This window comes from Bacillus sp. ISL-39, assembly GCF_018613295.1.
Taxonomy (GTDB): domain Bacteria; phylum Bacillota; class Bacilli; order Bacillales; family Cytobacillaceae; genus Mesobacillus.
In genome coordinates this window covers 1-21,414 of record NZ_JAGGQM010000001.1, presented here as the reverse complement: position 1 = coordinate 21,414, position 21,414 = coordinate 1, and the positions used below count along the sequence as shown (strand labels likewise).

The 21,414-nt window shown below is 44.5% G+C and carries 21 protein-coding genes, 1 tRNA gene and 1 other annotated feature; all 22 genes read right to left on the bottom strand.

Annotation, left to right across the window (positions count from 1 at the left end; all coding sequences use genetic code 11):
- Positions 1-66: 66 nt before the first annotated feature.
- The gene (locus tag J7E37_RS00110) at positions 67-285 is read right to left on the bottom strand and encodes a hypothetical protein (RefSeq protein ID WP_215021719.1); all 219 of its coding nucleotides are present in this window, start codon (positions 283-285) and stop codon (positions 67-69) included.
- A gap of 116 nt (positions 286-401) precedes the next feature.
- Entirely contained in the window at positions 402-1,664 is a 1,263-nt protein-coding gene (gene clpX, locus J7E37_RS00105) for an ATP-dependent protease ATP-binding subunit ClpX (RefSeq protein ID WP_214777929.1), read from the bottom strand.
- Positions 1,665-1,998: 334 nt separating this feature from the next.
- Complete coding sequence (gene tig / locus J7E37_RS00100; RefSeq protein ID WP_215021716.1) at positions 1,999-3,288, bottom strand: trigger factor; 1,290 nt, start codon at positions 3,286-3,288, stop codon at positions 1,999-2,001.
- A 157-nt stretch (positions 3,289-3,445) separates the two neighbouring features.
- Positions 3,446-4,465: a tetratricopeptide repeat protein gene (locus J7E37_RS00095; protein WP_214777925.1), complete on the bottom strand. Its 1,020-nt coding sequence runs from the start codon at positions 4,463-4,465 to the stop codon at positions 3,446-3,448.
- A gap of 149 nt (positions 4,466-4,614) precedes the next feature.
- Positions 4,615-5,211 (bottom strand): 3-isopropylmalate dehydratase small subunit, encoded by a 597-nt coding sequence (gene leuD, locus J7E37_RS00090; RefSeq protein WP_214777923.1) that lies wholly within the window; start codon positions 5,209-5,211, stop codon positions 4,615-4,617.
- Positions 5,212-5,517: 306 nt separating this feature from the next.
- Positions 5,518-6,927 (bottom strand): 3-isopropylmalate dehydratase large subunit, encoded by a 1,410-nt coding sequence (gene leuC / locus J7E37_RS00085; protein WP_215021713.1) that lies wholly within the window; start codon positions 6,925-6,927, stop codon positions 5,518-5,520.
- A 73-nt stretch (positions 6,928-7,000) separates the two neighbouring features.
- The gene (gene leuB / locus J7E37_RS00080) at positions 7,001-8,113 is read right to left on the bottom strand and encodes a 3-isopropylmalate dehydrogenase (RefSeq protein ID WP_215021712.1); all 1,113 of its coding nucleotides are present in this window, start codon (positions 8,111-8,113) and stop codon (positions 7,001-7,003) included.
- Between the two features lie 33 nt (positions 8,114-8,146).
- Positions 8,147-9,685, bottom strand: a complete 1,539-nt coding sequence (locus J7E37_RS00075) for a 2-isopropylmalate synthase (protein WP_215021709.1) — start codon at positions 9,683-9,685, stop codon at positions 8,147-8,149.
- Positions 9,672-10,694: a ketol-acid reductoisomerase gene (gene ilvC, locus J7E37_RS00070; RefSeq protein WP_214777915.1), complete on the bottom strand. Its 1,023-nt coding sequence runs from the start codon at positions 10,692-10,694 to the stop codon at positions 9,672-9,674. Before ilvC ends, J7E37_RS00075 begins: the two co-directional genes overlap by 14 nt.
- Positions 10,695-10,869: 175 nt before the next feature.
- On the bottom strand, positions 10,870-11,385 hold the full coding sequence (ilvN, locus tag J7E37_RS00065) for an acetolactate synthase small subunit (RefSeq protein ID WP_192471479.1): 516 nt from the start codon (positions 11,383-11,385) through the stop codon (positions 10,870-10,872).
- Positions 11,382-13,091, bottom strand: coding sequence for an acetolactate synthase large subunit (gene ilvB, locus J7E37_RS00060; protein WP_214777913.1), 1,710 nt, complete (start codon positions 13,089-13,091; stop codon positions 11,382-11,384). The genes ilvN and ilvB overlap by 4 nt, the downstream gene beginning before the upstream one ends.
- Before the next feature lie 84 nt (positions 13,092-13,175).
- Positions 13,176-13,429: a binding site (T-box leader), on the bottom strand.
- A gap of 23 nt (positions 13,430-13,452) precedes the next feature.
- The gene (gene ilvE, locus J7E37_RS00055; RefSeq protein ID WP_214777911.1) at positions 13,453-14,355 is read right to left on the bottom strand and encodes a branched-chain-amino-acid transaminase; all 903 of its coding nucleotides are present in this window, start codon (positions 14,353-14,355) and stop codon (positions 13,453-13,455) included.
- A gap of 373 nt (positions 14,356-14,728) precedes the next feature.
- Positions 14,729-14,805 (bottom strand) — tRNA-Arg (locus J7E37_RS00050).
- A gap of 121 nt (positions 14,806-14,926) precedes the next feature.
- Positions 14,927-15,451 (bottom strand): metallophosphoesterase, encoded by a 525-nt coding sequence (locus J7E37_RS00045; RefSeq protein ID WP_214777893.1) that lies wholly within the window; start codon positions 15,449-15,451, stop codon positions 14,927-14,929.
- The gene (locus tag J7E37_RS00040) at positions 15,444-16,049 is read right to left on the bottom strand and encodes an XTP/dITP diphosphatase (RefSeq protein ID WP_215021706.1); all 606 of its coding nucleotides are present in this window, start codon (positions 16,047-16,049) and stop codon (positions 15,444-15,446) included. Before J7E37_RS00040 ends, J7E37_RS00045 begins: the two co-directional genes overlap by 8 nt.
- A gap of 13 nt (positions 16,050-16,062) precedes the next feature.
- Positions 16,063-16,818 (bottom strand): ribonuclease PH, encoded by a 756-nt coding sequence (gene rph, locus J7E37_RS00035; RefSeq protein ID WP_214777891.1) that lies wholly within the window; start codon positions 16,816-16,818, stop codon positions 16,063-16,065.
- A gap of 124 nt (positions 16,819-16,942) precedes the next feature.
- Positions 16,943-18,013 (bottom strand): GerMN domain-containing protein, encoded by a 1,071-nt coding sequence (locus J7E37_RS00030; protein WP_214777890.1) that lies wholly within the window; start codon positions 18,011-18,013, stop codon positions 16,943-16,945.
- Between the two features lie 131 nt (positions 18,014-18,144).
- Positions 18,145-18,942 (bottom strand): glutamate racemase, encoded by a 798-nt coding sequence (gene racE / locus J7E37_RS00025; protein ID WP_215021703.1) that lies wholly within the window; start codon positions 18,940-18,942, stop codon positions 18,145-18,147.
- A gap of 10 nt (positions 18,943-18,952) precedes the next feature.
- Positions 18,953-19,411: a MarR family winged helix-turn-helix transcriptional regulator gene (locus J7E37_RS00020; RefSeq protein ID WP_214777888.1), complete on the bottom strand. Its 459-nt coding sequence runs from the start codon at positions 19,409-19,411 to the stop codon at positions 18,953-18,955.
- Between the two features lie 185 nt (positions 19,412-19,596).
- Positions 19,597-19,821 carry a spore germination transcription factor GerE gene (gene gerE, locus J7E37_RS00015; RefSeq protein WP_019154738.1) on the bottom strand — a complete coding sequence of 75 codons (225 nt, stop codon included), beginning with the start codon at positions 19,819-19,821 and terminating at the stop codon, positions 19,597-19,599.
- Positions 19,822-19,962: 141 nt separating this feature from the next.
- Positions 19,963-20,430, bottom strand: a complete 468-nt coding sequence (locus J7E37_RS00010; protein ID WP_214777887.1) for an acyl-CoA thioesterase — start codon at positions 20,428-20,430, stop codon at positions 19,963-19,965.
- 123 nt (positions 20,431-20,553) lie between these two features.
- Entirely contained in the window at positions 20,554-21,135 is a 582-nt protein-coding gene (locus J7E37_RS00005; protein ID WP_215021701.1) for a class D sortase, read from the bottom strand.
- Positions 21,136-21,414: the final 279 nt, after the last annotated feature.

Sequence of the window (21,414 nt, the reverse complement as noted above, 5' to 3'; positions counted from 1 at the left end):
TAGTATCTCCCTGACAGTGTTGGAATAAACAATATTTTCAAGTGAATTTTCCCGCCAGCTGAGACCTTAATCTGATTGGAAATTATTGAATTTCTGCAAAGATAATCGAAGGTTTTTCTGGTTTTGACAGCTTTTCTTCTTTTTCCGCTGACCCTGTCCGATGTTGGTACTAGTTCTGACACCTTTTTCTCTTTCTCCACCAAACCTGTCTGAAGTTACTCTTACTTCTGACAGCTTTTCTCTTTTATCACCAAACTTGTCTGAAGTTGCCCCTACTTCTGACAACTTTGCCCCTTTCACCACCAAACCTGTCAGAACTTTGGTTTGCCATATCAATCTCAATTTCAGAGACGGCCCACAAAGAAAAAATCCCGGTGAATATTCACCGGGATTTATGTGTATTAAGCTGAATTTCTTTCGTCTTTAAGGACTGTACCGTCCTCTAACACGAGCTTTGGCGGCATGTTGTTTTCGACTGTTTCCTTTGTGATGATACATTTAACAATATCTTCACGGGAAGGAAGGTCGAACATTACATCCAGCATGATGCCTTCGATGATTGAACGAAGTCCGCGGGCACCTGTCTTGCGCTCAATTGCTTTTTTGGCAATTTCAATCAGTGCGTCGTCTTCAAATTCAAGCTCGACATCATCCAGCTCAAGCATTTTTTGATACTGTTTTACAAGAGCGTTCTTCGGTTTTGTCAGGATTTCGACTAGCGCTTCTTCATCAAGCGGAGTCAGGCTGGCAATTACCGGAAGACGACCGATGAATTCAGGGATCAACCCGAATTTCAGCAAGTCTTCAGGAAGCACTTTTGAAAGCAGTTCCTTCTTGTCTAGATCTTCCTCTTTCTTTTCAGAGCCAAAGCCAATTACTTTCTGGCCAAGGCGTCGCTTGATGATTTGTTCGATACCGTCGAATGCTCCGCCGCAAATGAACAGGATATTCGTCGTATCGATCTGGATGAACTCCTGATGAGGGTGCTTTCGTCCACCTTGTGGCGGTACGCTTGCAACTGTTCCTTCAAGAATTTTCAGAAGCGCCTGCTGTACACCTTCACCGGAAACATCTCTAGTAATAGATGGGTTTTCGGATTTTCTGGCGATTTTATCGATTTCATCGATATAAATGATTCCTTTTTCAGCCTTTTCCACATCGTAATCAGCTGATTGGATCAATTTTAGCAGGATGTTTTCAACGTCTTCACCCACATAACCTGCTTCAGTCAGCGATGTTGCATCCGCGATTGCGAATGGTACATTGAGAATACGGGCCAAAGTTTGTGCCAGCAACGTTTTACCGCTGCCTGTAGGTCCGATCATCGCAATATTACTCTTCGAAAGTTCAACATCATCAATCTTGCTGTTTGAGTTGATACGCTTATAGTGATTGTAAACGGCTACAGATAAATTCTTCTTCGCCTGGTCCTGCCCAATTACATACTCATTAAGAATATCGCGGATTTCCTGTGGTTTTGGAACATCCTTAAACTCAACTTCTTCTTCAGTGCCAAGTTCTTCTTCAACGATTTCTGTGCATAATTCAATACACTCGTCACAGATATAGACGCCTGGCCCTGCTACCAATTTGCGGACTTGATCCTGCGTCTTGCCGCAGAAAGAACATTTGAGCTGTCCTTTTTCATCATTAAATTTGAACAATGCCTTCACCCCTTGAGAACTTCTAAACATATATAAAGCTGCGATTCATAAGCAAACGATCAGGTAAGTAACAGTTTTTCTGCTGCTGTTGAGCAGGTATGTATTGCATTGTATCACATTTTGCCAGGGTACAGGAAATAATAACCCTCGGCTATTCAGTTTCGCGCTTATGAATCGAAAAAAATATGTACTAACACATCTTAACCATAAATCAAGCCATTAAATCGACTTAAAGCAAATTGCTTAAAAAAATTATGTATGTATATTGGTGCTAATTGTAGAAAACAAGGCACGATTTACTCGCGCCTTGTTTCTATATTATATCCTGATTCTATTATGCAACAGTTTTGCTGTTTTCTACAAGGAAATCAACCGCTTTTTTCAATTGAAGGTCGCCTTTGATTCCGTCAAGGCTTCCGCCTAGTGCTGCCTGGATTTGGTCAGCAGTCATATTGTACATTTCAGACATCTTTTGAAGCTCTGCACTAACTTCTTCATCTGTAACTTCGATGTTTTCAGCTTTTGCGATTGCTTCAAGAGTAAGGTTCACACGCACGCGTGTAGCAGCCTCTTCTTTCATTTGATCGCGAAGAGCAGCTTCGTCCTGTCCAGAGAACTGGTAGTACAGGTCAAGGTTCATGCCTTGCATTTGCAAGCGTTGTTCGAACTCATTTACCATGCGGTCGATTTCAGTATCGATCATTGATTCAGGAACATCGATTTCAGCGTTAGCTGCTGCTTTTTCTACAACAGTGTCACGTTCGAAATGTTCTTTTTGGTGAGCTTTGTCATGAGCAAGACGATCTTTGATCTTTGTCTTAAGCTCATCTAAAGTTTCAACTTCTTCATCAGCATCTTTAGCGAACTCATCATCTAGAGCTGGAAGTTCTTTTCCTTTGATTTCGTGAATTTTCACTTTGAAAGTTGCAGGCTTACCAGCAAGTTCAGCTGCATGGTACTCTTCTGGGAAAGTAACCTCTACATCTTTTTCTTCGCCAGTAGCTGTTCCAACTAGCTGCTCTTCGAAGCCAGGGATGAATGAACCTGATCCAAGTTCAAGTGCATAGTTTTCAGCTTTTCCGCCTTCGAAAGCTTCGCCATCAACGAATCCTTCGAAATCGATGACAACACTGTCGCCATTTTCAGCTGTGCCTTCTTCTTTAACAACAAGCTCAGCCTGCTTTTCCTGCATTGCTTTCAATTCATTTTCAACTTCTTCATCTGTTACGTTTGTGTCGAATGCTTCTACTTCAAGTCCTTTGTACTCGCCAAGCTTAACTTCAGGCTTAACTGTTACAGTTGCCTTGATGATCAAGCTCTTGCCCTTTTCGATTTGTTCTACATCGATTTCCGGGCGGTCAACTGGCTCGATACCAGTTTCATCGATTGCATTTGCATATGCTTCTGGAAGAAGGATATCAATTGCATCCTGATATAAAGACTCTACGCCGAAACGCTTTTCGAACATTTGGCGAGGCATTTTTCCTTTACGGAATCCTGGTACGTTAATTTGCTTAACGACTTTCTTGAATGCAGCGTCAAGACCTTGGTTGACCTTTTCTGCATCTACTTCAATTGTTAGAACCGTTTGGTTCCCTTCTCTTTTTTCTACCTTTGCAGACATACAGTTCCCTCCAACAATAATCTATTGTCATTTTCATTCGACGATGAATACTCTTGTTAACCAAGCAATATTCCAGATTAAATGTAAAATAGAATGATTTTTACATAATACAACCACTACATTATAACACAGGATTATTTCGTTTCAACAGCCAGGACTATATTATCGGGTAAGAAATTTCTTCTAGCTTCCGGATAAAGTCCAAAACCTGTTCTGCCGCTTCGGCCTCGCTATGGTATATTTCAGCAAATGACTCAAGCGGATCTTCAAATCCATAGTACTCATTGGCGATGAAATGGCAGGCAGAAGCCCAGGCTGAAGCATCCCCGACTGGCAATTCGAAAGGATAAACCAAAAAGAAGTACCTTTCGACCAGTCTTTGTACATTTTCAAATAAAACAGGATCATCACTTTCAATCTCCCGGCTTAATAGCTTGATGACACCGCTGTTCTCGATATAATCCTTCAGTTCGGGTATATCTGCTGGATTGAACGATTCTTCCCAATCGAATTTACGCACCTGTGTTTCTTCTGCATACTCTTGTTCTTTCAATATATTAAGCAGCATGGTTTTTAAAAACGGATGACCTTCTCCTGATACGACATATTCCTTGATTTTTTCAATATAGGGACGTATGTTTACCTTCGCGAGTTCAGCAGCAACCATTACCTGATCGTTCGGACTCTTATAGTCAAACAGATTAAGCTCTTCCTCTTCAGGCTCTTCAAAACTCTCAATGGGCTCCATTTCTGTTTCGCCATTCAGCATACGCTTGCCAAATTCAAGCATGGTGATGAAATGCTCATGCTTGTCCGCTGGGATTTCCCGTTCCTCCAGAAGAGCTTCTATGGTCGCAACAACTTCTTTGTATTCATTCAACTGGACAAGGATCATTAGATACATGTCAATCACTTGTAAGTAATCACCCAGTCCGCACCGCAGCATCTCCGCCACGATTTCCTTGGCCTGATGGGTATTGCCTGCTTCATAATTAGCAAGCGCGAGGCCAACGTAGACATCACTGTTCTCAGGGTCATGCTCTAAAGCCTGCTCAAGAAACTGAATCGCATCCCTGTACTTTTGCTGTTTTAAATAATCCAGACCCTTTTCCAACAGACGCTTTTCCAGACCGGGAAACAGGATCACATTATCCTTGTTTGATTCCCGTTTTTTCATATACATACCGCCTTACTTTTAATAGTTCACCCTATTAATCCCAAAAAATTTTTCTTTGAGTTCAGCTTTTTTAGAAAGTTTAGCACGAATCCCTGAAAAAACAAAAAGATTCACAAGCTATGCCTGTGAATCAATCGTTTTTTTATTAGTTAGATTGCTTTTTCTATATGCTTATTCTCATATTCTCTGATACTGTCTTCAAGCTGGAGCGTTAATTCAATTTCATCCCAGCCATTAAGGAGCATGTTATACCAATATGGAGAGATATCAAACTCTGCCTTGAAGCCCCCGTTGTCATAAACCACCTTCTGTTCCAGAGATACATTCAGTTCATATTGCTGCCCGCTTGCTTTAGTAAGCAAATAGGTAACGTCTTCCTCTTGCAGTACGATCGGGAGAATTCCGTTTTTCAGGCAATTTTGTTTAAAAATATCCGCAAATGATGGAGCGACCAAAACCTTGAATCCGTAATCCAGCAATGCCCAAGGTGCATGTTCCCTGGATGAACCGCAGCCGAAATTCTCATTCGCTATTAAAATGGATGTACCTTCGTTATCTGGATGATTGAGCTCAAAGTCTTCATTGAGCTCACCGTTTGTTTTATAGCGCCAATCGTAAAACAGATACTGGCCAAACCCCGTCTTTTCGATTTTCTTAAGGAATTGCTTTGGAATGATCTGGTCAGTATCAACATTTGTCCGGTCCATCGCAGCGACTTTCCCCTTCATTTCTGTAAATCTGGTCATTTCAAGCTCCTTCCATCGAAAAATATCTTTTTGTAAAACTAAATTCATCAAATTCGTAGTTAAATATATGTTTTTTCAAAGCAACTCAGAAAATTGGTAGTGAAATGACCCGAAATTTACGTTTTCGGGTCATTATTGCGTCTGTATTTTTAGCTGGAAAAATTATTCTCTTAATCAACGAAGATATTCGCCTGATGAAAACTGATAATTGCCCCATTCGAGCGATTAATTAATCCAAAAATCACATTAATTGCCCATTCAATACGATTAATTGCCCCTTCGTCCTTATTATGGTAAAAAAGGAAGTTAAACGGTAATGCCAGCCACCGACCTGACATCGACAAAATGCCCATGAAGTGCGGCAGCTGCTGCCATGGCGGGACTGACTAAATGGGTGCGCGCTCCGGCTCCCTGTCTGCCCTCAAAATTCCGGTTTGAAGTGGAAGCACAGTGCTCGCCAGCTGGTACAATGTCTGCGTTCATACTCAGGCACATGCTGCAGCCGGATTCCCGCCATTCAAATCCTGCTTCAATAAAAATTTTGGCGATACCTTCTGCTTCTGCCGCCTTCTTGACCTGCTGGGAGCCAGGTACGACAATCGCATCGACTCCTGTGGCCACTTTTTTACCTTTGACGACGTCGGCCGCTGCCCTGAGATCCTCCAGTCTTGAATTTGTGCAGGAACCGATAAAGACTTTAGTTACATTAATATCTGTAATCAGCTGGCCTTCTGCCAGGCCCATGTAATCAAACGCTCTTTGAACGGACTTCCTTTCTGCCTCAGTCTCACATTCTGCCATATAAGGGACTCTCTCTGTTACTGGAGCAGTCATCGAAGGGTTCGTACCCCAGCTGACCATCGGTGAAATGGAGTCGCCATCTACCGTGATGGTATGGTCATACTCCGCATCATCATCAGAGCTGAGCTGCTGCCATTCAAGGATCTTATCGAGGTAGGCATCTCCCTGTGCAACATATTTTCTTCCATTCAGATAAGCGAAGGTTTTGTCATCAGGGGCAACGAGGGAAGCCTTGGCTCCTCCTTCAATAGACATATTGCAGATGGTCATCCTTTCCTCCATCGACATCTTCCTGATCGCCTCGCCGCAAAATTCGATCACATATCCAGTACCGAAATTGACTCCATATTTACTGATAATGGACAGGATGAGATCCTTTGCACTCACCCCCGGTGCAAGAGAACCGGAAACCTCAACTTTCAGTGTCTTTGGCTTTGTCTGCCAGAGTGTTTGAGTTGCCAGCACATGTTCAACCTCACTGGTGCCAATTCCGAATGCGAGCGCTCCGAACGCACCATGCGTAGACGTATGGCTGTCCCCGCAAACAATCGTCATTCCCGGCTGTGTCAATCCCAATTCAGGTCCGATGACATGGACGATGCCCTGTTCAGGACTGTCTAGGTCCGCCAGTGCAATGCCGAATTCAAGACAATTATTCCTTAAGGTATCCATCTGGGTTTTCGCAACAGCATCAGTGATCTCACGCCGGTTAACTGTTGGTACATTGTGGTCCATCGTCGCAAACGTCAAATCCGGCCGTCGGACAGACCGTTTTTTCTGCCTTAGTCCCGAAAAAGCCTGCGGGGAGGTTACCTCGTGAACAAGATGGAGGTCAATATACATAAGGTCTGGTTTGCCTTCCTCCGTACTAACTATATGCTTCTCCCAAATTTTTTCGATGATCGTTTTCCCCAAAAATACCCTCCCCTTTTTCAAATCATTTTTCATCTATTTATTTGCAAACTGCCTGATAGTTTAAATTCCTGCTTTATGCGTAAGCACCCATGATATTTAGGATTGCTTCATTGTCCAGCAGTGCGGCTTTGATTTCTTCAACCATCCCTTCAGTTGTTAAAAATGGTGTGCCAAATACGGCAATGTCGCGGGTTCTGCTGCCAGCGTCAAGCACCTGCTCTACCGCATTCTCGATTGCCTCGGCTTCTTCTTCAAGACCGAAGGACAGGCGCAGCAACATTGCGGCTGACAGGATCATCGCGATCGGATTGGCCGCGTTCATGCCAGCGATATCCGGGGCAGAACCGTGGATTGGCTCATATAGATATGGCCCTGCAGCCGAAACACTTGCTGACGGCAGCATGCCAAGCGATCCGGTCAGTACGGACGCTTCATCGCTTAAAATATCTCCAAACATATTCTCTGTGACCAGTACATCAAACTGGCGCGGATTCTTGATCAGCTGCATCGCCGCATTATCGACCAGCATATGGTCAAGCTGGACATCTGGAAAATCCCTGGCCACCTCTTCCGCTGTTTCCCGCCACATTCGGCTAGATTCCAGAACATTCGCTTTATCCACAGAAGTGACCTTGCCTTTTCTCATGGCAGCCAGTTCAAATGCATAGCGGATGACTCTCTCCATCTCGTTTTTCTGGTAAAACAATGTATCGACTACAGAAGCCTCGCCTTTCTGGACAGTTCTTTCACTTGGTTTTCCAAAATAGAGCCCGCCCGTCAACTCCCTGACCACTACCATGTCAACCCCTTCAACGACATCTTTGCGCAGTGGCGAGATCCCGGAAATGCTGGAGTAGTATTGAACCGGACGGACATTCGCATAAAGCCCGAGCTCTTTCCGGATTTTCAGCAGTCCTTTTTCAGGGCGAATATGACCAGGCATTCGATCCCATTTAGGGCCGCCCACTGCGCCTAACAGGACAGCATCACTGCCCTTGCAGAGGTCGAGTGTGTGCTCCGGCAGCGGCGTTCCAAATTCATCGATTGCTGTTCCGCCGATTTCTCCATAAGTAAAATGGAACTTATGGTTAAAAAGCTCAGAAACTGCCTGGAGGATTGTAACCGCCCCCCTGCTTACTTCTTTGCCTACGCCATCTCCTGGCAGGATTGCGATCCTTTTTTCCATTACATTCGCCTCCGATTTCTTAAGTATATTTTTTTATCCGTTGACTGCGACTTTCTTCGTTTCTTCCATATATAAAACTCTATTGACTGCATTTAAGTAGGCTTTTGCCGAAGCTTCGAGAACGTCCTGTGCGAGGCCTCTTCCACTTGTCTCGACACCGCCGAATTCCAGCTTTACATATACCTGAGCCAGGGCATCCCTGCCGGCTCCAACTGACTGAATCCTGTAATCTAGCAAGCTGGCTTTTTCTTTCATGCATTTTTCAAGCGTATTATATAAAGCTTCAATACTGCCAGAACCTGTAGAGGCTTCCTGGATCTTTTCATTTTGGCAGCCATAAAGGGTGACCGTCGCAGTTGGCACCTGGTTGGTACCATACTGGACCTGAATGGAATCAAGACGGTAGTATTGCTGCTCTTTTGACAGGTTCTCTTCGAGGATGATGGCCACGAGGTCATCATCTGTCATTTCTTTTTTCCTGTCTGCAAGTTCCTTGAAAACGGAAAATAATTTATTGATATCCTGCTCAGGAACCGTCAGCCCGATCTCATTTAATCTGTTGCGGAACGCGTGGCGACCGGAATGCTTTCCCAGAACCATCGAGTTATTCTGTAAACCTACAAGTTCCGGCGATATGATTTCGTAAGTTGTTTTCTCCTTCAAAACCCCATCCTGGTGGATTCCCGATTCGTGGGCAAATGCATTCCTTCCCACCACGGCTTTATTGGCTGGTACCGCCATACCGGTCAACTTGCTGACAAGACTGCTCGTTCTGCTGATCTCTTTAAGGTTCAATCCAGTTTCCGCCTGGTAAAAATCTTTGCGGATATGAAGGGCAACCGCGAATTCTTCGAGTGCTGCATTTCCTGCCCGCTCCCCTATCCCATTGATCGTTCCTTCAACCTGTGTGGCTCCTGCAGATACAGCAGCAAGTGAGTTGGCGATCGACATTCCAAGGTCATCATGACAATGTGCTGATAGTTCGACCTTACCAATAGAAGGAACATGCTCTCGCAAGTAAGTGAATATTTGGCCATACTCCTGCGGCGAAATATAACCGACAGTGTCAGGAATATTAATGACCTTTGCACCGGCTTTAATAACCTCTTCTACAATTTCAGCAAGGAAATCAAGCTCGGTCCGGCAAGCATCCTCGGGGGACCATTGAATGACCGGAAACTTGGCTGCTGCATACTTAACGGTCCTTACCGCTGTCTCGATGACCTCAGCTTTTGTCTGCTTCAGCTTATGGATCCTGTGGATTGGCGAAGTGGCGATGAACAGGTGGAGCCTTGGCTCTGCACCATGTCTCAACGCTTCCCAGGCAGCGTCAATATCTGTTGTAACCGATCTTGCAAGCCCAGTAACCGAACATCCTTTAATTTGGCGTGCAATTTCAGCTACGGAAGCAAAGTCCCCTTTGGATGCGGCTGGAAATCCCGCTTCAATAATGTCAACATTCAACCTCTCTAATTGCCTGGCAATCTCCAGCTTTTCGGAAAAATTCAGATTGACACCTGCTGACTGTTCCCCATCCCTCAATGTCGTATCAAATATTTTAATTCTTCGCACTGGCAGCCACTTCTCTCTGCTTTTGTTTGTTGACAAACGGCATCATCTTTCTCAATTCTCTTCCTACCTCTTCGATCTGGTGGCGGTTTTCTTTTTCATTGATGGCATCGAACACCGGTCTGTTATTTTCATTTTCCTCAATCCAGCCTTTTGCGAAAGTTCCTTCCTGGATGTCTTTCAGAACTCTTTTCATTTCTTCTTTAACCTGTTCATTTACCACTCTCGGACCGCTGACAAAGTCGCCCCATTGAGCTGTGTCAGAAATCGAATAGCGCATTCCTTCGAGTCCGCCTTCATACATCAGGTCCACGATTAGCTTCAGCTCATGCATCGTTTCGAAATATGCCAATTCCGGCTGATATCCTGCTTCGACAAGTGTTTCAAAGCCTGCTTTCACTAGTGAGGTCAAACCGCCGCATAATACAGCCTGTTCACCGAATAAATCTGTTTCGGTTTCTTCCTTGAAGGTTGTTTCGAGTGCCCCTGCCCTCAATGCACCGATCGCTTTTGCGTAGGCAAGCGCAAGTTCTCTTGCAGTTCCCGATACATCCTGATGGATTGCAAACAGTGCCGGGACACCTGCTCCTTCTTGATAAGTCCTTCTGACCAAATGCCCAGGACCCTTAGGTGCGACAAGTAAGACATCACAGCTTTCCGGCGGGACAATCTGGTTAAAATGAACGTTAAAGCCGTGAGCGAACATAAGCGCCTGCCCAGAAAGCTGAGGTTCAATTTCATTTTTGTACACAGCAGTCTGCCGCTCATCCGGAAGAAGAATCATGACTACATCTGCTGCTGCCACAGCTTCAGCAACTGTTTTAACTTCAAAACCATCCTGTTCCGCCTTCTCCCATGACTTTCCTTGCCTTAATCCAATGACAACCTCAACACCACTGTCACGAAGATTCTGCGCATGGGCATGACCCTGTGATCCGTAACCAACTACTGCCACTGTTTTCCCGTTAAAATAAGCCTCATTTGCATCACCGTTATAGTACATTTTCGCCATAATTAATCTCCCTCTCCGAATATAAATTTTGTGTAATTCAGCTGTTTCCCTTTGGATTGCTGCTTTTCATATCAGTTATTGCATCCGCAATATTAAAGGTATCAAGGCTCTATTCGAGTTAACTTCTCCATTCGTTTATGATTGGGAAAAACAAAAGTTTATGAAAAGAGCCTTATCAAACAAATGAAAATGTTTTTTGCTGCCCGGTCCGCTGGTTCCCCCTTGGGAATGCTGTTGTTCCGGTACGGGCCAATTCTCTGATTCCATATGGTTTAATCAAATCGATAAACGCCTCGATTTTTTCCGTTTCACCTGTCAGCTGGATGATGATGCTATCCTTGCTGACGTCAATCACCGAGGCCCGGAATGGTTCAATGATCGAGTAGATTTCTGCCCGGTTGTGCGGAAGGACGGGCACCTTCATGAGAATGAGCTCTCGGGCGACAATCGCCTGGTCACTTATATCTGCCACCTTAAGGACATCAATCTGTTTATTGAGCTGTTTCGTGATTTGTTCGACCATCCCGTCATTCTCCACATGGACAACACAGGTAATCCGCGAAACTCCCTCTTGCTCGGTAAGGCCTACTGAAATGCTTTCAATATTGTAGTTCCTCTTCGAGAATAAATTCGTGATCCTGTTCAGTACTCCTGGCCGGTTCAAAACCGTCATCGTTATGATCCTTTTCATTTCTTCACTCCCACCATTTCGTGGATTCCTTTCCCGGGCGCAATCATCGGGTAGACATTTTCGGCTCCATCGACCCTGAAATCGAGCAATACCGGCTCTTTGTCGTGCAGGACCTGATCCAGAATTAAATGTGCTTCTTCCTCTGAGTGGATTTCAAACCCTTTGATGCCATAGGCCTCTGCCAGTTTTACAAAAGAAGGCTGTACCGGATTTTTACTGTGGGAATACCTTTCTTTATAGAAAATTTCCTGCCATTGTCTGACCATCCCAAGCGCCTTGTTATTGAAAATCGCTATTTTGATCGGCAGCTGAAATTCAGCGATGACCGCCAACTCCTGCGTTGACATCTGGAAGCCGCCATCTCCGAGAACGGCCACAACACAGGCAGATGGGTCTGCCAGCTGTGCTCCAATGCTTGCAGGAAGGCCAAATCCCATTGTCCCGAGTCCTCCGGAGGTCACCCATCGATCTGCTTGCTGGAGCTGATAATATTGTGCTGCCCACATTTGATGCTGGCCGACATCGGTGACGACAATCGCTTCACCTGCCGTTTTTTCATATAGGAGTTCCATAACCTTTTGCGGTTTTAGCACTTCACTGTTTTCGTAATGATAAGGATGATCCTCCTTCCAGACTGCAAGCGTTTCTGTCCATTCTTCCTGGAGAGGCGGACTGCCTTCCAGCTTTAACAACTGTCTTAACGCCTCTCCTGCATCACCGACAACCGGGATATGCGTCGGCACATTTTTGCCGATTTCAGCCGGGTCGATATCGATATGGGCAACAGTTGCTTTCGGAGCGAAATGCTTCAAATTTCCGGTCAGCCGGTCATCGAATCTTGCTCCAATATTGATGAGCAGGTCACAATTATACAGCGCCATATTTGCTGTATAGCAGCCATGCATCCCGGCCATTCCAAGGAATAGTTCATGTCCCGCCGGAAAGCCCCCCAAGCCCAATAATGTGTGGACAACATGAAGCTTCTGCTGTTCTGCGTATTCTTTTAAAAGATTAGAAGCCTTCGCATGAAGGACACCAGCACCGGCAAGAATCACCGGACGTTTCGCCTTGCTGACAGCTTCTGACAGTTTTCTTACTTGAAGGAAATTCGGCTCCACTGTCGGCTGATAGCCTGGAAGATGGATTTCCTCCTCAGCTGGTACCGTCGATACACCTGCTGCCATGTCCTTAGGGAAATCTATGACGACTGGTCCGGGCCTTCCGCTTGTCGCTATATAAAATGCTTCCTTGATGATTCTGGGGATGTCTTTGATATCCCGAATCTGATAATTGTATTTGGTAATAGGAGTCGTGATACCAAGGATGTCGGCTTCCTGGAAGGCGTCTGTACCGATCACCCCTGTGGCAACCTGGCCCGTGAAGACGACCAGCGGCAATGAGTCCATCATCGCATCAGCAATGCCGGTGATAATATTGGTCGCTCCGGGGCCAGAAGTCGCGATCACTACTCCAGGTTTCCCGCTGATTCTCGCGTATCCTTCTGCCGCGTGGATCCCTCCCTGTTCATGCCTTGGCAGAACATGAAGAATGTTAGAATCATAGAGTTTGTCGTAAATCGGAAGGACAGCCCCTCCCGGGTAGCCGAAAATGACTTCGACGTTTTCCTTTTCCAGGGCCTTAAGCAGCAAATCAGCACCGCTTACTTTACTCGTTTTAGCCTTTGTTTCCTTCAAGGCAGCTTCCATTTATCGAACCTCCCATTGTGTATTCAGTGTTTTTTTCAAAATAAAAAAGCCCACTCCATCTCCATATGCCTAAGGTTGCCCAGGCAAAGGGATGGAATAGGCTTTATCTCCTTGTTCCACGGTACCACCCTTATTCACGCATGATGCGTGCACTCGTGACAGCTTCAGCTGCCGGTTTTGATAACAAGTGCAGGACACTCGACCAGTTTTACTAGGTTTCCTTTCAAACTGGCGCTCCAGGGTGAGTTCACTTATCGCGGCATCGCCGGTTCCCAGCAACTCCGGCTCTCTGTGCATGCTCATCGCAATAAATTACTTGTCCCTGTCTTCGCTTTATCTATATTTAATTATACTTTTCATATCAACTGACTTGATGGGCTTTTTCTGGATAGACCTGGATCCCATCCGCAACTACTCTTGCCCGGAACTCATCCAGGATGTTTTGTGTATGCTCTCCTGGCACTCCATCGCCAATGACTCTTCCATCTACTTTTACGACTGCGATTACTTCTGCTGCAGTCCCTGTAAGGAATACTTCGTCAGCTGTGTATACATCATGGCGGGTAAATGGTTCCTCCTTGACCTCATACCCCAGTTTTTTGGCGATTTCAATAACGGCATTCCTGGTGATTCCTTCTAGTGCTCCTACATACCCTGGCGGTGTTAGGAAAGTGCTGCCTCTCACGATAAAAATATTATCCGCGGATCCTTCGGCAACATAGCCCTGGTCATTCAGCATAAGTGCTTCACTTACATTTGCCAGATGCGCTTCAATTTTTACAAGGACATTATTCAAATAATTCAGTGATTTCACTTTAGGACTTAACACATCAGGACGATTTCTCCTTGTCGCGACTGTGACAATCTCCAGTCCCCGTTCATACAATTCCTTTGGAAAAATAGCCAGGGGCTCAACAATGATGACGACATTCGCTTTCGGGCACTTATAGGGGTCCAACCCAAGGTCCCCGACACCTCTGGAAACGACAATGCGGATATAAGCATCTCTCAATTGATTCCGTTCGACCGTTTCAACCACCAGGCCGGTGAACTCCTCCTTAGAGTGTGGCATGTTCAGCATAATGGACTTCGCTGACCGATAAAGCCGGTCCATATGTTCTTCCATCCTGAAAATATTGCCGCTGTATACCCGTATCCCTTCAAAAATACCATCTCCGTATAGAAATCCATGATCATATACCGAAATCTTAGCATTTTCCTTGGTGACAAATTCACCGTTTAAGTAGATCCACTGATCGGGCACAATAAACACTCCTTTAACAAATAGACGCTTTAAATTATTAAATTTACAGGTTAAAAAAATACAATTTTACATTATTCTAAAATTAATTTAAAACTATGACTCGCTTTGGTTGCAATCAACTTGTTTTTTTATTTGAGGATTATCTTACGCCCAATTTCCACACTCGTCAACACCCTTATTCTAAATTATTTGATAATTTAGATTAATTAGTTTATTTGTATACGCTTACATTGTTGATATATTCACATTTAAATAAAATTAATTTTTTTTTTACTGACCCCTTATAGACTTCAGTTTTGGAGAGCTAGTAAGAACTATAGGACATAAAAAAAAACTCACCTTCAATAAGGTGAGTTAAGGTATGTAGTTTAAATGGCGTCCCAGGAGAGATTCGAACTCCCGACCGTACGCTTAGAAGGCGTATGCTCTATCCAACTGAGCTACTGGGACTTGGTTGTTTTTTAAAGACAAGATTTATTATATTAGCCAAATGACTAAATGTCAATAAAAAATCAAAACTTTTTTCTGAGGGAAACCTGCTGATTCCCCTCAGAAAATCATTATAGTAGTTTTAACTTGTTTTGTGAAGTGAAAACTCCTGTCTTAATTCAGACATCTCACCATTTCCATAGTCATAGATCCGCAATACCGCTTTTCCATTTTCCAGTTCGAGAATGGCATAGCTCTTTTCTGACCTGCCGCGTGGAAGCCTGATGCTTCCCGGATTGATGAACAGTACATCATCTACCATTTCTGCTCCCAGCAAATGCGAATGACCGAAGCATACGACTTCAGCCTCTAGTTCTTTTGCCTTATAGTACAAGTTTGCGAGTGTAGACTTCACCGAGTATAGGTGCCCATGTGTCACAAAAATTTTCACGCCATTTATCACATGGATTTCATCATCAGGAAAATGGCCATAGAAATCGCAATTCCCCTTCACCGATTTGAAATTCTTAATAGCAGCATCATCTTCATCTAGCTCTGAGTCACCGCAGTGGATCATCAAGTCCACATCATTGCCATGCAGCTTCTCAATTCCCTCCAGTACCTCTGTTGACCCGTGGCTGTCACTGACAATCAGCACCCTACTCATGGCGTTCCTCTCGCTTTTTAAGAAGATCATCCAGCTTTCTGATCGTATTGGCCCTGTGGCTGATCTTGTTTTTTTCCTCTGATGCCAATTCAGCCATAGATTTTCCCTTTGTTTCTGCGAAGAAAATGGGATCATAGCCAAAACCGTTGGTACCGCGTCGTTCATTAAGGATTTTGCCTTCACATGTACCGAATACAGTCACTGTTTCCTTGCCTGGCTCTGCCATTGCGAGTGCACAGCAGAATCTTGCGGTGCGCTCACTTTCTGGCACATCCTGAAGTTCATCGAGAACTTTGTCGATGTTGTTTTCATCATTTTTCTCGGGACCTGCGTAACGTGCCGAATACACACCCGGCCGTCCTTCCAATGCGTCAATCTCAAGCCCAGAATCATCTGCAATTACTTTGACTCCAAGAATATTAGCGATTGCCTCAGCTTTTAGGATCGCATTCTCTTCAAAAGTTGTACCTGTTTCCTCTACATCATCAAGCTCTGGGTAATCGAGCAAAGTTTTTACCGCCAGCCCTTTTGGCAAAAAAAGTTTCTCGAATTCTTTAGCTTTTCCTTTATTTTTTGTCGCGATTATGACTGATTCCATTTTGAGAACTCCCCTATCTCTGTTTTCCGCCCGCAATTTTGGCCGTCAACTCTTCTCCCAGAGCTTCCTTCTGTTTTTCGAATAGTTCTGTGATTCCATCTTGTGCGGCCTTTAAAAGTTCTTGCAGCTGGCTGTATGAAAAAGTAGCTTCTTCCCCAGTACCCTGCAGCTCGACGAATTCCCCATTGCCGGTCATGACAACATTCATGTCGACACGGGCAGCAGAATCCTCGACATAATTCAAATCAACGACAGCCTCACCGTTTTTAAGAATTCCGACACTCGTCGCGGCAAGAAAGTCAGTCACAGGATAAGCAGAAAGCTTCTTTTGCTTGCTCAGCTTCTCAAGTGCCATAGCCATCGCAACAAAAGCTCCTGTGATTGAAGCAGTACGAGTGCCCCCGTCCGCCTGGATGACATCACAATCGACCCAAACAGTACGTTCGCCAATAGCCTCAAGATTTACGACTGCGCGCAAAGCTCTCCCGATCAAACGCTGGATTTCCATCGTTCTTCCGGATATCTTGCCTTTTGCCGCCTCACGAATATTCCTCTGTTCTGTAGCGCGCGGAAGCATAGAGTATTCTGCCGTAATCCATCCCTTTCCTTCGCCCCTCATAAACGGAGGAACGCGGTCCTCAATGCTGGCAGTACATATCACCTTCGTATCTCCAACAGAGATCAGCACAGAGCCTTCTGGATGTTTCAGGTAATCTGTTTCAATATGTATTGGTCTTAATTGCAATGGTTCACGCCCATCAAATCGCATGATAAATTTCCTCCTTAGCATGATAAAAAGCAGGCAGCCTGCCCGGTAACCAAAATATAAATAAGAGGCAGGAAATAAGCCTGCCTCTTTGAATGTCTTTAATTAGTATATCAAAATCCGGCTATTAAAAACTACCTGTGTTCACTTTTTCAGGCCTTGTAACCGGCTCAGCCAGCTTTTCTCCAGATTCTGTAAGGACATCTGCCTTTCCGTTAACCGTAAGGGCCACACTCTCAACACCTGTCTGTTCTGTCAGTGACAGCACAAGGGAATTCAGCAAGTGTTCGGACACCATTTTTTCTTCAAAGCTGCCGTAAATGGATTCATTGAAGTTCAAAGTTACCTTGCCATCCTCAACTTTAGGTGTGTCAAGCAGCTTCACACCCGACTGGAAATCCGACAGAAGATTGGATGCATACGCTGGCCCTTCAACAAGCTCGTTTACGATTGCAGTAATGTTATCCTTCACATCATTGCTGACGCGTTTTGTTACTGGTACATAATAATATGCGCCTTCCTCTCCACCAATATAATATACAGTGACCGCTTTCGTATTTGTGATATCTACAACATCGGTATTGTCAGCATTGATGCCATCCGCACGGCTCAACTCTCCCCCGATAGGAGTGCCGCCAACAGGCATCGCTTCGAGAGGGGTGCCATTCATCTGAAGCTTCACTTCATCAATGGTATCAAACTGCGTGAGCGTCCATGTCACAGCCTGAAGAATCCTTTTCTCATCCTCTTTTTGATAGGAACCGAATTCCTTTGAAAAATCAACCGTTGCCGTCCCATCCTTAATGTTCACTGTCACTTGTGTATCAGCTGGAAGGACGGCCCTGAAGCCATTTGGAAGCATTTGCTCGACTGGCCCATTTGCAACAAGGTATTCCAGTGCCTGCTTGGCGACACTTTCTGTTTTCGGAAGATCCATTGTCTGTGAGACAACATAGCCATTTTTATCGATTAAATACAATTCTGTCTGGATGGATGTTTCAACCGCTTCTTTACCATCCTCAGTTGTTTCTGTAGAAACATTTTCATCGAGAGCCTCCCCATCTTCCATGAAAGTGACATCCTGTGGAGGATCGATCTTTTTCTTTTCCTCGCCCCCGAACAGCCCGCAGCCTGATAGGAATACCGTAGTTGCCAATGTAGCAGCTGTAACGACCACAGCCTTTTTATTTTTTGACATATAAATCCCTCCAAAGACAGTTTGTACTAATATGTATACGAGCCTCTGGATATTTTAGACCGCCTTAGAGAAGATTTTTAGAATTAAAATCGAATAAGCAGAAAAAAAGACCTCCGTCTCCGGAAGCCTTTCTAACCTAATTTAATTTTCTCAACGTGTTCTATCGGCCTCTCCAGCCACTGGGATGCTATGGCAGAAAAAATTGTTCTGGAGCCTGTCATGTAATAGAAATGCTCCGGAAGTTCTTCCCTTTCAGCAAACATGTCGTTATGGCCGAGAATCGTGCTTACTTCTCGCGCTGTTTCCTCGCCTGAACTAATCACCTTGACCTCAGGCCCCATCACTTCCTTAATGAGCGTTTCGAGCAAAGGGTAGTGAGTGCAGCCAAGGATCAATGTATCAAGCCCCTGTCCCTGCAGGGGCTGAAGGGTTTCAGTCACCACTTTCTTTGCGACACGCCCATCATATTCTCCGCTTTCTACAAGCGGCACGAATTTTGGGCAGGCGAGTGCTTCAATGGCAGTCTTGCGATTGATTGATTTCAGCGCATGCTCATACGCACGGCTTTTTACCGTGCCTTCGGTTCCAATAATGCCAATTTTATAATTGTCCGTTACCTTGATCGCTGTCCGTGCACCAGGCTGGATGACACCTAACACAGGAATCGGGAGTTCACTCCTTATCTCATCAAGGACCACAGCCGTCGCTGTATTGCACGCAATGACCAGCATTTTAATATTTTTTTCCAAAAGAAAACGGGTCATTTGCCAGGTGAATCTCTTCACTTCCTCAACGGGTCGAGGGCCATATGGACAGCGTGCCGTATCACCAACATAGATGATCTGCTCATATGGCAGCTGTCTCATGACTTCCTTGGCAACGGTTAACCCGCCTACTCCTGAATCAATGATTCCTATTGGTCGATTCAAAAAACTCGCCTCATTCTCCACGCATTTCTTGATGTAATTTCGCTAACCCCTCTTTAAGGGACAATATTTCCACACCTGAAAAGTCTTTCAATACCTCTTGAAGGTACAGCTGGCGTTTCTTGATTACTTCATCGATGATTCTTTCGCCTTCGTCCAGAAGATGAATGCGGACTACACGCCTGTCATTAGGATCCTTCACCCTGACAACAAGCTCATTCTTCTCCATCCTGTCTACTAGATCCGTGGTCGTGCTGCAAGCCAGGAACATTTTATTCGACAGCTCCCCAATTGTCATATCCCCATCCTCAAACAGCCATTGCAGCGCAATGAACTGGGGAGGTGTGATCGTGTAATTGCTGAGGAGCTCGCGGCCCTTCTGCTTAATAATACCTGATATGTACCGGAGATCCTTTTCGATATCAGCAACCGTCTCCAGTCCCTGATTCTTGTCTACCCCTTCAACTTTCATCCGTAACAACTCCTAAAAATCTATTTCCTTTATCCATAAAACTTGTTTTCCAAGCTGAGATGATTTTTACTATTGCCCTTATTTTCTACTTTTTTCGAGCAAATTTCAAGACAGAATTCCGATAAGAGCCTGTTTTGCCCTATAAACATCTTAACCGGCCCCCCATTCGGGTTGGCCGGTCATGATTAAAGTTCTAGCTCTCCCATACGCAGGAGCTCTACAACAGCTTGGGAACGCCCCTTTACACCAAGCTTTTGCATGGCGTTTGAAATATGGTTCCGAACCGTTTTTTCGCTGATAAATAATTCACTAGCGATCTCTTTTGTTGTCTTGTCTTGTACTAACAGTTCGAAAACTTCTCTTTCGCGTTTTGTGAGTAATGGCTTGTGAGTATATTCATTTTCCTTCAAGTATTGTAACCCTCCTTGCCTTCGCCAGCTGTGAACTGCGGGGTGGGTATAAATTTAGTCAAAATATCATATGTGAAGGAAAGAGGTGTAGTGACAACATTTAATGGACTTCATGCCAATTTTTATTTTTACATGCAAAACTTATTTAACGACAGATTTTTTGCTTTCTGAAAACAATTGCCTCATTTCTTCTGTCCAGGATACTCCCTTGCCTGTTCTCTTGGAAATTTGCACGATTGTGCCCCTTCCAGTCAAGCAGATCGAGCCATCCGCTTTTTTGACCATATAGTGAAGGTCAACTGAGGAATTCCCAATTGAATTGGCCTTCACATATATTTTCAGGTCTTCATCAAAGAAAATCTGGCTTAAATAATCACATTGGAGATCGGCCACAACGGGAATCGTCTCGTTCTCTGGTTTGACCCAATCCTGCATGAATCCCTGGCTCTTGAAATATTCAATTCTCGCCTGTTCGAAATATGTAAACGGAACTGTGTTGTTTAAATGCCCAAACATATCAGTTTCCGAAAACCGAACCTTCACCTGATAAAAAAATCCAAACTCCTCTTCCCAGCTTACAATCTCGTTAATGTATTCCATCTTTTTCATGCTGAAACCTCCCGTAAACTGAATGAACATTCATTCTTTTCTTTATTATAAATATATTTAGTCATTTTGGGAATAAAAAAGGCTAAAACAAAAGCCAGCACAGGGATGTTTCATGCTGGTTAACTAGTTTTTATCTAAAATTCTTTTTGCATAGATAATATATCTTTCTGGGGCATCGCCAATATAACTGAATGGGTAGCATGTTGTTAAAAGGAGCTCTTCTTCGGAATTCTGGAGGTTTATGATACTGGTATCATCTGCGCTGACTATTTTTGTTCGGGTTATCACATATGTATAATCCCCATATGGCATTTTCATCGTCAGGAGATCACCCAATACCAGTTCCCCAGCTTTTCGGAAAACCGTATCACGGTGGCCTGAGAGGACAATTTGGCCATTTTCCTCCGGGTAGAACGAGCCTTTATAGTGGCCAACACCTTTTTCCAGGTCGTCCGGGTCCGTTCCTTCAACAATAGCCAATTCTGCATCGATTTTTGGAATCAGCAGCAATCCGGATGCCTCTCCGGTCACAGGCTTGAATTCTTTCTTATTTGCCATTGGTGTATTTTCCTGGACCAATTCCTTTGCCGCTGCAAGAGAAACCTGCTCCTGTTTTTTAATGTCCCATATTTGAAATAATCCAATGCCCAGGATGATCACACCACTTACGAAAATACCAATCGCTAATATCTTTGAAAGATTCATATACCGCTCCCAATTATGCCTTTTAGGTAAAGTATACCAAGGGAAGCACACTGTAAAAAAGTCCTATTTTAGGTGCAAAGGAAAAAACCTCCCTTTCCGAAGAAAAGGAGGCTGTTTTGTTTAAAATTAAGTATAAACTTTTACACTTAGATTAGTGTTCAGCTCCAGCGCCTACCCCCTCGAGTCGCATGTCCAGTGTCGCCTCCTAGAAACTCCGAAACTTCAACTCCGCCGGCAGAAGCAAAAAGCGCTTCTTTGTCGGAGTCTCCAGTTTCTGCG

What these genes read in the sequence shown, in the direction of transcription:
- J7E37_RS00045 (WP_214777893.1), bottom strand. Translation starts at nt 15,451, where the DNA reads ATGAGTAGGGTGCTGATTGTCAGTGACAGCCACGGGTCAACAGAGGTA.
- rph (WP_214777891.1), bottom strand. Translation starts at nt 16,818, where the DNA reads ATGCGATTTGATGGGCGTGAACCATTGCAATTAAGACCAATACATATT.
- J7E37_RS00040 (WP_215021706.1), bottom strand. Translation starts at nt 16,049, where the DNA reads ATGGAATCAGTCATAATCGCGACAAAAAATAAAGGAAAAGCTAAAGAA.
- leuD (WP_214777923.1), bottom strand. Translation starts at nt 5,211, where the DNA reads ATGACCAGATTTACAGAAATGAAGGGGAAAGTCGCTGCGATGGACCGG.
- J7E37_RS00030 (WP_214777890.1), bottom strand. Translation starts at nt 18,013, where the DNA reads ATGTCAAAAAATAAAAAGGCTGTGGTCGTTACAGCTGCTACATTGGCA.
- ilvN (WP_192471479.1), bottom strand. Translation starts at nt 11,385, where the DNA reads ATGAAAAGGATCATAACGATGACGGTTTTGAACCGGCCAGGAGTACTG.
- leuB (WP_215021712.1), bottom strand. Translation starts at nt 8,113, where the DNA reads ATGGAAAAAAGGATCGCAATCCTGCCAGGAGATGGCGTAGGCAAAGAA.
- J7E37_RS00020 (WP_214777888.1), bottom strand. Translation starts at nt 19,411, where the DNA reads ATGAAAGTTGAAGGGGTAGACAAGAATCAGGGACTGGAGACGGTTGCT.
- ilvC (WP_214777915.1), bottom strand. Translation starts at nt 10,694, where the DNA reads ATGGCGAAAATGTACTATAACGGTGATGCAAATGAGGCTTATTTTAAC.
- J7E37_RS00095 (WP_214777925.1), bottom strand. Translation starts at nt 4,465, where the DNA reads ATGAAAAAACGGGAATCAAACAAGGATAATGTGATCCTGTTTCCCGGT.
- tig (WP_215021716.1), bottom strand. Translation starts at nt 3,288, where the DNA reads ATGTCTGCAAAGGTAGAAAAAAGAGAAGGGAACCAAACGGTTCTAACA.
- J7E37_RS00005 (WP_215021701.1), bottom strand. Translation starts at nt 21,135, where the DNA reads ATGAATCTTTCAAAGATATTAGCGATTGGTATTTTCGTAAGTGGTGTG.
- ilvB (WP_214777913.1), bottom strand. Translation starts at nt 13,091, where the DNA reads ATGGAAGCTGCCTTGAAGGAAACAAAGGCTAAAACGAGTAAAGTAAGC.
- J7E37_RS00010 (WP_214777887.1), bottom strand. Translation starts at nt 20,430, where the DNA reads ATGAAAAAGATGGAATACATTAACGAGATTGTAAGCTGGGAAGAGGAG.